This window comes from Nocardiopsis listeri, from assembly GCF_020741345.1.
Taxonomy (GTDB): domain Bacteria; phylum Actinomycetota; class Actinomycetes; order Streptosporangiales; family Streptosporangiaceae; genus Nocardiopsis; species Nocardiopsis listeri_A.
The window spans coordinates 1-12,872 of record NZ_DYZD01000467.1 but is presented as its reverse complement, the minus strand read 5'-3'; the positions used below and the strand labels follow the sequence as shown (position 1 = coordinate 12,872).

The 12,872-nt window shown below is 70.7% G+C and carries 8 protein-coding genes; 2 read left to right on the top strand and 6 right to left on the bottom strand.

Annotation, left to right across the window (positions count from 1 at the left end; all coding sequences use genetic code 11):
- The 5 genes from K8V84_RS25400 to K8V84_RS25380 all read right to left on the bottom strand — a co-directional run.
- A partial coding sequence (locus K8V84_RS25400) for a glycosyltransferase family 2 protein (protein ID WP_304079374.1) occupies positions 1–1,595 on the bottom strand: 1,595 nt, incomplete at its 3' end.
- 164 nt (positions 1,596–1,759) lie between these two features.
- Positions 1,760–3,391: a glycosyltransferase family 2 protein gene (locus K8V84_RS25395; RefSeq protein WP_304079375.1), complete on the bottom strand. Its 1,632-nt coding sequence runs from the start codon at positions 3,389–3,391 to the stop codon at positions 1,760–1,762.
- A 44-nt stretch (positions 3,392–3,435) separates the two neighbouring features.
- A complete protein-coding gene (locus tag K8V84_RS25390) occupies positions 3,436–5,502 on the bottom strand; it encodes a glycosyltransferase family 2 protein (RefSeq protein ID WP_304079372.1) in 2,067 nt (688 codons plus the stop codon).
- Between the two features lie 61 nt (positions 5,503–5,563).
- Positions 5,564–6,583 (bottom strand): class I SAM-dependent methyltransferase, encoded by a 1,020-nt coding sequence (locus K8V84_RS25385; protein ID WP_304079371.1) that lies wholly within the window; start codon positions 6,581–6,583, stop codon positions 5,564–5,566.
- A 330-nt stretch (positions 6,584–6,913) separates the two neighbouring features.
- Positions 6,914–8,989: an acyltransferase family protein gene (locus K8V84_RS25380; RefSeq protein WP_304079368.1), complete on the bottom strand. Its 2,076-nt coding sequence runs from the start codon at positions 8,987–8,989 to the stop codon at positions 6,914–6,916.
- Between the two features lie 492 nt (positions 8,990–9,481).
- Here K8V84_RS25380 and K8V84_RS25375 point away from each other — a divergent pair, with 492 nt between their 5' ends.
- Positions 9,482–10,096: a superoxide dismutase gene (locus K8V84_RS25375; RefSeq protein WP_304079367.1), complete on the top strand. Its 615-nt coding sequence runs from the start codon at positions 9,482–9,484 to the stop codon at positions 10,094–10,096.
- Positions 10,097–10,195: 99 nt separating this feature from the next.
- Here the strand turns inward: K8V84_RS25375 and K8V84_RS25370 are convergent, their stop codons facing one another.
- Positions 10,196–11,671 carry a PLP-dependent aminotransferase family protein gene (locus K8V84_RS25370; protein WP_304079366.1) on the bottom strand — a complete coding sequence of 492 codons (1,476 nt, stop codon included), beginning with the start codon at positions 11,669–11,671 and terminating at the stop codon, positions 10,196–10,198.
- A 118-nt stretch (positions 11,672–11,789) separates the two neighbouring features.
- Between K8V84_RS25370 and K8V84_RS25365 the strand changes: the two genes are divergently transcribed.
- On the top strand, positions 11,790–12,239 hold the full coding sequence (locus tag K8V84_RS25365; protein WP_304079359.1) for a DUF3291 domain-containing protein: 450 nt from the start codon (positions 11,790–11,792) through the stop codon (positions 12,237–12,239).
- The last annotated feature ends 633 nt before the right edge of the window (positions 12,240–12,872 follow it).

Genomic DNA, 12,872 nt, shown 5'->3' with positions numbered 1-12,872 from the left:
GCCATGAGCATGTCGGTGAGGTGGTCGGGGCCGTACCAGTCGTCGTCGTCCCACTTGGCGATGACCGTCCCCGAGGCACGGTCCACGGCGTCGTTGAGGACGGCGCCGAACACCTGGTCGGCGGGGGCCTCGTGGACGGTGAGCGGGATTCCGGTGGCCTCGAACTCGCGCAGCGCCGACCGCACCATGGGCACGTCGGCGGTGAACCCGTGCATGGCCAGGACCAACTCGAAGCGCACACCCCGTTGACGGGCGATCTGGGCCAGCGCGAAGCCCACCAGTTCCGGCCTACGGGTGCAGAGCAGCACCGTGACCAGGGGTTCGGGTGGCACCGGGACACCGGACCGGGCGGCCAGCGCACGCCAGCGGACCGATTGTGAGTGGGTGCCCAGTGCCGCGCGGCGCAGCCGGACGCTGTGCTCCTCGCGGGTGAGGGGGTCGGCGAGTTCCCTCTCCTCCACCGCGGCGAGCAGTTCCATGAGCGGATCTCCGAGGTCGGCCGCCCAGCTCGGGACGGGCCGACCGAGCAGGGGCACACCGGCTGCGGCCAGGGAGGCCACCGCGCGCACCGCGGCGAGCGGGCCGGAGTGTCCGCACCAGTCGATCCGGATCCCGCGCAGGTACCGGAGCCTGCCGATGTCGAGGTCGGTGACGGTGCCGTCCTCCGGCAGGACGCACAGCACCTTCCTGCCTTCCAGGATGACGGCGCGGTCGCCGTGAGCGGTGAGGTCTCCCATGGGACCGCCGGCCTTCTTGGTGAAGCCGATGGGGTTGACGATGTACTCGTCGACGGGTGGGACCCGGTGCGGATCGATCTCCTCCGCCCTCGGTGGGACGGCCCTCGCGATGGCGGACCAGGTACGGCCCGTGGTCGCCGGGATGTCCAGGTGGGGGACGACGGGGTCCTCCCACTCGGGCAGCCCCACCTCGTCCGTGCGCAGGACGAGGTCGGACCTGGGCGAGACCCGGCGCAACGGAACCGGGCCGGTGGCGCTGACCCCGGTGGCGGCGATGTCGCCGGGCCGCCACAGGGCCCCCTCGTTTCCGTGGAGTCCGGCCAGTGGCACGGGGCGCCGGCCACGTCGACCCCCACGAACGCCGTGCATGACGCAGTCCAGGGCCAGGGCCGTCTCGACGGAGTTGGGGAAGAACAGTTCGCACACCCAGCCGCGCTTGCCCATCCGGCGCACTCGGGCTTCGAGGAGGTCGTTCCACTCGTCGATGCCGGGTGGCGAGGGCAGGAGCGGGCCCTGGTGGCCCGGGGTGTCGACCACGAAGACGACCAGGTGCACGGTGCGCGGCAGCGCGGTGGCCGTGGTCAGAACGCGGCGCAGGTCGGTCAGGCTGGCGGCCACCACCGCGACCAGTCCGGCGGTCCCGGCGCCCTCCTCTGGCCCGCCCCTCTCGTTCTCGACGTCCGAGACCGGCACCAGGTCACCCATTCGGTGTGCGTCCAGGTCGATCAGGCGGTCGCCGGGGCGCAGTCGAAGCGTGGCCAGTTCACGCCTGGTCGTCGTCGGGTCACCGGTGTGGCAGAGAACGGCGGGTTCTTCACCGCGGATGCGTAGGGCCTGACGGACGACTGAGGTGATCATCGGGCAACCTTGGGCGTAGCGGGCAGGTGAGGCCCGTGAAGACGGGTCGAACCCAGCGTGCCACATTGATCACCGTGTGTGACTATCGCGAACGGTGTGTCGCCGGAGCGAACACGGCGCCAAGGCGGGGCGGGCACGACCGACGCGCCCGCCCCGACCCGGTCTCAGCGCGCGATACGGCGCAACACCCGTTGTCCCAGCCCCGGCGTGAACCAGCGCAGCTTGCGTTCGGCCCGCCGGGCGCGCGCCCGCTGCCGGTCGGCGTCGACCAACGCCTTCTCCAAACGCTGCTGGAGGACCTCCACGCTCGGCTGCGAGGCCTGCTCTGTCCCCTCCTCCACCACGACGACGAAGCGCTCCGCCGGCATCCAGTGGGTGCCGTGGGTCTGTTCGATCACCTGGTCCAGCTCCTTGCCGGTGGCCTCGGGCTCCAGGTGGAGCGCGCGGGCGAACGCGGAGGCGCGCTCCAGGCGCAGCACCCCGTCACTCGCCCGGGCGGCGCCGGGCAGGGGCGCGCACAGCAGCCCGCAACCCAACTTGTCGATCTCCTTGACCAGGTCGGCCACGGCCGTCTCGGTCAGGGTGGGCCCGGCCGGCAGGTACAGGCGGTGCGGCACGCGCGGGTCGGTCCGCGGCGGCGTCCCCGCGAACCTCACCCGGGGATCGCCACGGAAGGTCTCGTGGATCAGGCGGGTGTCGAGGAGCTCTTCGTCCAAGGGGGCGCGGCGGTCGTCGTGCAGCCGCGTCCACGGGCCCACCAGCCACAGTCTCAGGTCGGGGGTGGTACCGGCCAGCAACGAGGAGGCGGTCGTGTCGACCTCCTCCAGGGTCTTGTCGGTGGTGTCCACGACCACGTCCGCCAGCGGCACCTCCCACTGGCGGTCCGGACGCCTGCGGCGCAGGTGGAAGTCGGGCACCCGGTTGGACACGTACGGCATCCGGTAGCGGGTGCCGGCGTCGCGACGGGTCTGCATCTGGGTGCGCCCCAGGTGCCAGCTGCTGGTGTCCAGGTCGGGCACGAACACCGCGCCGCGCTGGGCGACCCGGTAGGCGAACTCGGTGTCGCCGCCCAGGACGAGCTCGGCGTCGAGTCCGCCCGCGGCGTCGAACAACTCTCGGTGCAACGAGCCCGAGGCGCCGATGAACACCTTGTAGGCCAAACGTCCGGCGGTGCGCAGTCGGTCGTGCCGGTCGATCTGCCGCTCGATCCAGTGCGGGTCGGCGGTCTCCTTGTCGAAGAGCCGATCCGCGCGGCCGGCCGCGACCTCCTCGCGCACGTGTGCGGCGGTCAAGGCGGTGGGGTCGAAGTCGACGAACAGCTTGTGCCCGAGGACGGCTCCGTAGTCGATCCGGTGGTGCCAGCGCATCTGGGACTCCACGTGCTCGCGGTAGACGAGCATGTCCGAGTCCAACCGCAGGATCACCTGACCCGAGGACGCGGCGACGCCGGTGTTGACGCCGTGCGCCGACCCCCACCCGCCGGGGGCCGAGGGGATGATCCGGGTGTTCTCCGGGCGGACCGGCGGCAGGGTGAGCGGTTCGGGGCTGCCGTCGTCCACCACGATCACCTCCATGAGGTGCGCCGGGTAGCTCTGCGCCGCCAACGACGCCAGCACCAGGGCGAGCTTGTCCGCCCCACCGTAGGCCGGGATCACCACGCTCACCGACAACGTCGGCGTCCACTCCCCCAGTTCGGGGACGTCCACCGGTGAGTGGTCGTTGCGGTGGACGCGAGGCTGCGCGGACAGGTCCACGGCCCCGCGCGGCAGCACGGGCACGGTGTCCGTCGTCGTCACGGTCGGCTCGGTGATCGTGGCGATCGAGCGCTCTTCGGTACTGGTCAAGGTTGTTCCCCCGGGTTCGTCGTGGCCATGACCGGCTCCTCGTGGACCTCGGTGGGTCCACCCAGCGGAAGAGGCTCGCCTTCGAGCAGGACGCTCGGACGCCAGCCGGACCACTGTCGTGCGTAGTTGTGCAGGAAGTAGGCCATGTCCTCGGACCAGGTGTGTCCGCCGCCGGTGCGGCGCAGCACGTACCCGAGCCCGTGGGTGCGGTGGATACGCCCCCCGCCCCGGGACACGGCGATGAGCAGTTGGGTGTCGATGGCGCGCGGCAGTGGCCGGAAGCCACCGGCCTCCTCCAACACCACGCGGTCGGTGAGGATGGTGCCGCCGGCGATGAACCGGGTGGCGGTCTCGGACTCGCGGCTGCGCCACACCATGAGGTCCACCTCCTGGAGGTAGACGAAGTCCTGTCCGGTGCCGACCAGTTCGGCCCCGGAGTAGGTCCGGGCGAGCACGAGGTCGGCCAGGTGTTCGGGCCCGTACCAGTCGTCGTCGTCCCACTTGGCGATGAGGTCACCGGAGGCGCGGGCCACGGAGTCGTTGAGCACCGCCCCGAAGATCCGGTCGGCGCGGGCCTCGTGCACGGTGATCGCCAGACCGGTGTCGCGGTAGGCCTCGATCGCCGAGGCCACCTCGGGCCGGTCGGCGCCGAACCCGTGCAGCGTCAGCACGGTCTCCAACTCGACCCCGCGCTGCCGGGCGATCTGGGCCAGCGCGAAGCCGACCATCTCGGGGCGTCGGGTGCACAGGATGACCGAGATCCGGGGCGCAGGCGGCAGCGGGATCCCGGCCTGCGCGCCGAGGGCGCGCCAGCGTGAGCGCAGACCGTGTGTGTACAGGGCTGCCCGGCGCAGCCGGATGCTGTGCTCCTCACGGGCCAACCGGTCGGTGAGGTCGGCGTCGGTGGCCCCGGCCAGGAGTTCGGTCAGCGGTGCGCCGAGACCGACGGCCCAGGAGGGCACGGGGCCGGCGACCAGGGGTACACCCCCGGCGGCCAGGGAGGCCACCGCGCGGACCGCCGCCGAGGGGCCGGCGTGTCCGGACCAGTCGACGCTCACCCCGCGCAGGTGGCGCAGACGGGTCAGGTCGACGTCGGTGACGGTGCCGTCGGCCGCCACGACGACCAGGTCGTTGTTCCCCTCACGGATGACGGCCCGGTCCCCGCGCGCGGTGAGGTGGCCCAGGGGCCCCTTCTCGGCCTTGGAGAACCCGGTCGGGTTGACGGTGGTCTCGTCGATCGGCGCCACCAGGTGCGCGGGCCCGAGGGCGACCCGGGCGGTCGGGCGCTGCGCGGCGACGACCTGCTCGGCACGGCCTCGCCCGTCGGGTCCGGTGAGGCCCTCCCAGGCGTCGGCCGTCGTGGGTGCGCGGTCCAGCACCGGGACGGTCTCCTCGTTCCATTCCGGGTCCGCGCCCTGGTGCACGCGCAGGGCCAGGTCGGCGACGGGGGTGACCCGGCGCAGTGGGACGGGGCCTGCCTCGTCCACGCCGTGCGCGCCGGTGTCGCCGGGCCGCCACAACGAGGACTCGGGGCCGTTGAGGGCGGCCAGGGGCGCCACCGCCGGTCCGCGGCGGCGACCTCGGGTGCCGTGCAGGACGGAGTCGAGGACCTGGGCGGCATCGACCGCGTTGGGGAAGAACAGCTCGCACACCCAACCGCGCTTGCCCATCCGACGAACCCGCAGTTCCTGCAGGTCACGCCATTGGCCCATACCCGGACCCGCGGGGACCGGCGGGTCCTGGTGGCCGGGGGTGTCCAAGAGCGCGACCACCACGTGCACGGCCCGGGGCAGGTGCACGGCGGCGGTCAGAGCCCGGTTCAGGTCGGTGGGTGTGGCGGCGACCAGGGCCACCAGCCCGGCGACGGGTTCCGCCTCCTCCCCCTCGACGGAGTCGATCCGGAGCGGCTCGCCCAGAGGATGGGCGCCCAGATCCACGAGCAGGTCCCCGGGCCGCAGGGGTGGCCCGGACACCTCCCTGAGTGTGTCGGCCCCGCTGTGGCAGAGCACGGCGGGCTCTTCGCCACGGGCGCGCAGGGCCTGCCGGAGGACGGTGGTGATCATCGGTGACCTTCTCGGTTCTGCTGCGAATCGGGCGTGGGGGGCGCGGGGGACGCTCGGAGGGTCAGGGGGTGCGGGTGAAGACGTGTGCCCCCTTCTCGGTGGGCTCCTCGACGCGGATCAGCTCGGGATGCGCGGCCAGCCAACGGTCGCCCAAGGATCGTTCCTCGTCACGGTCGGCGTCGTCGAGGACGAACACGGCGGAGTCGGCGCAGGAGGGCAGGAGCGCGGGGAGGGCCGGGTGGCGGGCCTCCGGTCCGGTGGCCGCGGGAGGGCCGTCCACGAAGACCAGTCCGACGCCCTTGAGGTCGCTCAGGGCCCCGGTGTCGTACCAGGGCACCTCGGCGGACACGCCGTCGGCCAGTTCCGCGGGCACCGGGGTGAGCGGCGCGTGACGGACCTCGACGATGTCCTCCAGAGCGTGTGCGGCCACCAGGGCGCGGCTGAGCTCGGCGTAGCGGGCGTCGTGTTCGATCGCGACCAGTCGACCGGCCCCCGCCTTGCGCAGGGCGTAGCCGATCCACACGCTGGAGGAACCGCTGCCGCACTCCACCACGAGTTCGGGACGGTCCCGGTCGATGATGCGGACCAACACCCGCAGTACGTCGGGGGAGGCGGCCCAACCGCGCAACGGCGGCATGAACGGGGCCACGTCCAGGTACTCGCGCAGCTCGGTCCAGGCGACCTGCTGCTCGTAGTCGTCGCGTCCGCTCCGCACGCCCGCACGGGTGATCTTGTGGATCGCCCGGGGCAGGGCGCCGTCCCGCAGTTCCTTGACCTCGGCGCGCACCCCGTCGAGAGAGCGGGACAGTTCCAGTCGGTCCTGCCCGAAGAGTTCGGTGACCTGACCGGTCCGGGTGCCGACCGACGTGGCCAGTTCCAGTACCGATCGGCGCAGGCTCCGCAGATTCACGGCGAGGCCGCACACCGCGACGCCCAGGAACAGGACCGTGACGGCCAGGACGGCCTCGCCCCAGGTCACCAGTCCCAGGACGCCCAGGGCGACCGGGGTCGCGACCGCGACCAGACCGATGAGCCCGACCACGGGCAGGAGTCGACGGATTCTGTTCTTGAGGGAGCTCATGGGGGTTACCTCCGCGAAAGGGGTGCGGCGACCGTCGCACGGATCAGCACACGGAACCGTTCGGTACCGCATCGGCGGGGAAAGACACCTTGCTTCTTCGACATTAACGCCTTGAAAGAGTCCGGGGGTTCCGAATATGCGTATCCGAAACCCGGGAGGTCGTCAATTACCCGGCAGTTCACCGGACGATCACCCCGATATCACCAAATCGTGTCCGGAATTTCTGGAATGGGATTCCGAAGTGCCACGGAAAACCGTCGGAACGGTACGAACCCCGCCCGGAACACCCTGGGGTGTCATCCGGGCGGGGCCGTCGCGACGGGACCCGGGTCACCAACCCGTGGCCTCCAGCAGGGCGCTCTCCACCGCCGGGGTGAGGGTGGCCGCGTAGGTGGCGGTGATGTGCGAGTGGTCCCAGTACACCAGCACGTTGCCCACGACCGCGTCACAGGCGCCGTCCGGGCACACGTGTTCGGTCAGGTCCAGCAGGGTGACGTTGGGCGGCAAGTCCTCCAGCCTCGCGGCCGGGTCGACCTCGTCCAGGCTGATCGCGGCGGGGCTGGTGCACTCCACCGCGTCCGTGGACTCCAGGCACTCAGCGCCGCGGTAGGGCAGTCGGGGCAGGTCGCGAAGCCCGATCACGTCGATACCCAGGTCGTTCAGGTGCCACCACATCTCCGTGTAGCCCTCTTGGACCACCTCACGATCGGCGAACGCCCTCGTCGAGGACAGCAGCACCGCGTCGGGGTTCAGCTCCTCCAGCTCGGCCAGCGCCTTGGCCTTCCAGGTCTCGCACTCCTGGAAGACCTCCCCGTCCTTGGTGGCGGTGGCCAGACCGAACGGACAGCCGCTCTTGGTGAACGACACCAGCCGCCACCCGTGCTCGGCCGCGACCTTCTCCACCGCCGGGTACCAGTGGGCGGTGCGCGACGCTCCCACCAGCGCCAACGTGTGCTCGGCGTCGGCGGGGCCCCGATCACAGACCACCGGTTCCTCCGAGACCAGAGTGGAGTGGCAGCCCTCCTGGTGGTGGGAGGACAGGTCTTCCTGGGCGTCCGCCGGGGCCGGGCGTACCGGTGCCTCGGGCAGCACGGTCAGCAGGTCGGGCTCGGCGACCACCCGCGCGCCCGGGTAGGTCTCCGGTTCGATGACCTCCTGTACCCGCTCCACGCGTTCCCCCTCCAGCCGCTGCGACCACAGCTGCGAGACGGCCAGGACCGGGACCAGGAAGAGCACGGCGACCATGACCGACCAGCCGGACGTGCGGCGGTGCTCCGGCCGGGTGAGGCGATCGACCCCGCCCTCCACCGCCCGATGGGTGATCCAGGCCAGCACGAACGAGGCGCCCAGAACCGCGGCTCCTCCCAACAGCGTGGCCGTCTGCCGCCCGGTCACCTCCAGGTAACAGACCAGGATCGGCCAGTGCCACAGGTACAACGCGTAGGAGAGGCGCCCCACCGACATCAGCGGCCGCCAGGTGAGCAGTCGGTCGGCCCCGAACCTGCTGCCGGTGCCGCCGGCCACGATGACCATCAGGGCCGCTCCGGTCGGCCACAGCGCGACGTACCCGGGAAAGAGCGTGGAGACCTGGAGGAGCAACCCGCAGGAGACCAGCGCCACCAACCCGAACCAGCCGAGGAACACCCTGACCCGGGTGGGCGGGCGCAACTCCGTGACGACCAGGGCGAGGATCGCGCCCAGGGACAGCTCCCACAAACGGGCGCCGGTGTCGAAGTAGGCCCAGGCCTGGTCATGGGCGGTGATGTACACCGAGTAGCTCAGGGAGAGGGCGAACAACGCCGTGACCAGTACAAGGAGGCTCCGGCGCAGCGGTAGCCCCACCCGGGTGGCCATGAACGCGGCGATGGTGACCAGCACCGGCCACAACAGGTAGAACTGCCCCTGGATGGACAGCGACCAGAAGTGCTGGAGCGGACCGGCCGCCGCCTCACGGGCCAGGTAGTCGACCGCGTTGTGGGCCAGGGTCCAGTTCTCGTGGTAGAGCGCGGCGGCGCGCACCTCCACCAGGAGGCCCTCCCAGCGCGAGCCGGGCAGCCACACGTACATGGCGGCCATGCCGGCGAGCAGGACCACCGCGGCCGAGGGCACCAGGCGCTTGGCCAACCGGGCCCAGAAGGCGACGAACCGGACCCGACCGTCGCGTTCGACGGCGCGCACCAGGGAACCCGTGATGAGGAAGCCTGTGAGCAGCAGGAACACGTCCACGCCACCGGAGACCCGACCGAACCAGACGTGGTAGACCGCGACCAGGAGCACGGCGACGGCGCGCAGTCCTTCGATCTCGGGGCGGAAACCGCCTCCGGTCCGGACGGCCCGACGAGTATCGATGACCGCGGGGATGCGGGGGTCACCGGGGGTGGGAATCCCGGTCGTGGTCTCACTCATATGCGTAGACGGCCTCGGAAGTTTAGGAAGCGTGTTTCACCGAACGAGGCTTCGCGGGTATGGCCATTCGAATTCGACGACGAATTCTGCCCCGGGCCGATGCCGGCACGGTGAATGGAGGGAGAACCTGCGGTCAACGTTCACTCGCGGTTCGGGGGCACGCGGGTCAGGGTAGCGGGACCGGGCCGAATCGCCCGAGATCGAAAAGGCGGAGGGTTCCTGACAAAGGGGACGACCCCGGCGGATCCGACGGGAGGATTCGTCGGGCTCACGGGGTTCACGGGACCCCTGTGGCGGGCAGGGAGGATGAGGAGCGTGGGGTCGCCTCAGGACCGGCGCGGCAACGAAGGCCCGGCCCGGTTTTATTCCCGGCCGGTCGTGTCCACAAGCTGACATCGGGGTCTCGCTTCCGCTGCTGATAGCTTGCTGGTTAGCGATCTCATCGCTGGTAAGAACACGACGAATATCGTCACTGGAAAGGTGCGTCAGAGTATGTCTGCGCCGTACACGCTCCCCGAGCTGCCCTACGACTACGCGGCCCTCGAGCCGTGGATCTCCGGTCAGATCATGGAGCTGCACCACGACAAGCACCACGCCAACTACGTCGCGGGCGCCAACACGACCCTGGAGAAGATGGCCGAGGCCCGCGAGGCCGGCGACTTCGGGACGGTGAACCAGCTCCAGAAGAACCTCGCGTTCAACCTGGGCGGCCACGTCAACCACTCCGTGTTCTGGAAGAACCTGTCCCCGGACGGTGGCGACAAGCCCGAGGGCGAGCTGGGCGCGGCCATCGACGACCAGTTCGGGTCCTTCGACGCCTTCCGCGGGCACTTCAACGCCGCGGCTCTGGGCATCCAGGGTTCGGGCTGGGCCATCCTGGCCTGGGACGCCCTGGGTGAGCGTTTGATCATCGAGCAGCTGTTCGACCAGCAGGGCAACATCGCCATCGGCACGCAGCCGCTGCTCATGCTGGACATGTGGGAGCACGCCTTCTACCTCCAGTACAAGAACGTGAAGGCGGACTACGTCAAGGCGTTCTGGAACGTCGTCAACTGGGCCGACGTCCAGCAGCGATTCACCGAGGCCCGCAAGACCCGTCTGGGCTAGCACCTCGAACGAACGTCCTCGTGCGTTCGAACGGCGGAGGGCGGCACCGGTCGGTGCCGCCCTCCTCCCCGTCCGGGGTGGTGATCGGGGTCGTCGTCCTCAGACGACCAGGGTGTCCGGGTGACCGACCATCGGACCGTGCCGGTCCAGTTCGCGCCAGGCACGAGCCAGCCGCCACACCATCTCCTCCCGGGTGGCGTGGTCGAAGGACACCGGAAGCCGGAAGTACTCCTCGTGGCACTCGCCGCCCGACGCCGACATCACCGGCCCGGGCACCAGGGCGACCTCGTGCGAGAGCGCCACCTGCGTGAAGGTCCGTGCGGCCACACCGGGCAGCCGCACCCACAGCGCCGCCCCACCGTCGGGGGCACGCCACTCCCAACCGGGCAGGTCCCGCCGCAGCATCTCCTCCATGTGGGCCATGGCCTCGCGCAGGGTCTCCGAACGGTCGTGGGCCAGTGCCTCGTAGTCGTCCATCAGGCGCACGCCGACCGCCTGGTCCAGCAGCGGGCCCGCCAGGTCCGCGAGGACCTTACGGCGACTCAGTCTCAGTGCCATCTCGGCCGGAGCGCGCAGCCACCCCACACGCAGCCCGGCCCAGGCCACCTTGGACAGCGAGTCGACGGTGATGACCTCCGCTCCGCGCGGGGCGAAGGCGGCCAGCGGCGGGGGTTCGTCCTCGGCGCGGATGCCGGTGTAGGCGCTGTCCTCCAGGACCGGCACCCCCGAACGCGCGGACAACTCGCCCAGCTCCCGGCGACGGGCCGCGGACATCATCACGCCGGTCGGGTTGTGGTACGAGGGCATGAGGTACATCAGGTGCGGGTGGTGCTCGGCGATCGCGCGCCGCACCCCGTTCGGATCGATGCCCTGGTCATCGAGGGGGACCGGGATGATCTCGGCCTCGCGGTCGCGCATGAGGTCCAGGCACCCGGCGAAGCTCGGGTCCTCCGCCACCACCTTGGTCCCCCGCCGCAGGTAGAGCTGGGCGACCAGGGACACCGCCTGGTGGGCACCGGTGGTGACGACGATCTGGTCGGGGTGGGTGGGCAGACCCTGGCGTTCGTAGTAACGACAGATCGCCTCGCGCAGGGCGGGCAGGCCGCGCGGGTGGTAGGTGCTCTCCGCCATCAGCGAGGGCAGGTCCTGGGCCACGACCTCGCGGACGGCGCGTTCGACCCCGTCCAGGGCGGGGGTACGCAGACAGGAGGCGGAGATGAGCGAGTCATCGGTGCGCAGCAACGTGCCGTAGACGGGGTTGCCGTTCCCGCCGGCGTTCCACCCGTCCGAAAGCACCCGGGGCAGGGCACTGTTGATGCGGGTCCCGCTGCCTTGGCGGCTCTCCAGGGTCCCTTCCTCACGCAGGTGGTCGTAGGCGGCCACCACTGTGGTGCGACTCACCCGCAGCGCGGTGGCCAACGCCCGTTCGGACGGCAGGCGTTCCCCGGGGGCGAGCGAACCCTGCTCGACCAGGTCTTTCAGGGCTTCGGACAGTCGCCTGTAGAGGGCGCCCGACCCGCTCGTCCAGGATCCGAGAAGACCCACGAGCTCATCGGTCCGCCGAACAAGGTCCATTTTCCACTCCATTGGATCTCGCCATCGTGGCCTGTTCTTCCGACAATGGCATCAAGTTCGTGGATCCACCAGAGCCAAAGTGGCCCCGATCACAGGGTCCACTTGAAGGAGAGTCCTCATGAGCACCCTGCTTCGTCATCGCCACGCCACCGCTCCCCGACACCCCCGCCCGCATGTTCCGAGCCCGCACACGACGCTGGTCGAGCACCACGTGATCCAGGGCGACCACGCTCACCTGGCCACTCTCGCCCACGCGCTCCGGAACCGAGCCAAGGACCACTCGGGCCATCTGGGAGAGGTCCAATTCCACCACGAAATGGATCGCGTGCACCTGGTCCGGTTGTGGCGGGGGCCCACCGAACTGCGCGCCTTCGTGGAGGAGGCCCACCCCGACCTGCTCGCCTACCGGAGGGACAGTGGGTCCTTCCCCACCGTGGAACGCACCCTGTGGTGGTCCGACGCGGGCGCGAACGTCACCCTGCTGGAAGCGGTCGAGCGGTCCTCGCACCTGCGTGAACACGGCCCCGGGCCGCGCGCCTTCACCCTGGCCTCCCCGGTCCCGGCCTGACCCCGACGGCTTCCTCCAGGTAGCGGATCCATCCGTCCACGCAGGTCTCGTTCACCGACGTCTCCGCGCTTCGCCGCTCCCGCCCACCCTCGTGTGGGCAACGCTCGGCCCTCGCCCGGTCCAGAGTGAGGGCCGGGAGCCTCACCGCCGTACTCCGCTCCGTTTCGGTCACCCATCTCAGGTCGTGACCCTGCTCCAGGAGCGCTTCGGACACGCGTTGGATCCGGCCCAGCCGTGCCCGGTCCCCGTCATCGAGCATCGCGTCCGCCACGAACGATCCCTCGAAGAATCCGATCGTCACCCGAGGATCGATCGACGCCGCGGCCTGGTCCGCCCTACTCCGGTGTCGATACCGAAAGTGGAGGAGGAAGAGCCCGAAACCGACCATCGCGCCGATGGCCTGGCCCGGATCCCGGACCGCCGACCCTCCGGCCGGTTCCTCGGCCCTGAGCCGGCCCACCGCTTCCGGGGCCCGGTTCGGTGCCCGCCGGATACCGCGAGCGTGGTGTTCCGGCAACCCGGGATCGATACCGACCCGCAGTGGTTCGGGGGGGTTCGAGCAAGAGCGTCCGCCTTGCCACCTGGGGGATCGGGGGTCCCACAGCCCAGCGTTCGGAGGTCTCGCCCTCCCCG

Coding starts and splice junctions, on each gene's coding strand:
- K8V84_RS25385 (WP_304079371.1), bottom strand. CDS start 6,583: ATGAGCTCCCTCAAGAACAGAATCCGTCGACTCCTGCCCGTGGTCGGG.
- K8V84_RS25390 (WP_304079372.1), bottom strand. CDS start 5,502: ATGATCACCACCGTCCTCCGGCAGGCCCTGCGCGCCCGTGGCGAAGAG.
- K8V84_RS25365 (WP_304079359.1), top strand. CDS start 11,790: ATGAGCACCCTGCTTCGTCATCGCCACGCCACCGCTCCCCGACACCCC.
- K8V84_RS25380 (WP_304079368.1), bottom strand. CDS start 8,989: ATGAGTGAGACCACGACCGGGATTCCCACCCCCGGTGACCCCCGCATC.
- K8V84_RS25375 (WP_304079367.1), top strand. CDS start 9,482: ATGTCTGCGCCGTACACGCTCCCCGAGCTGCCCTACGACTACGCGGCC.
- K8V84_RS25370 (WP_304079366.1), bottom strand. CDS start 11,671: ATGGACCTTGTTCGGCGGACCGATGAGCTCGTGGGTCTTCTCGGATCC.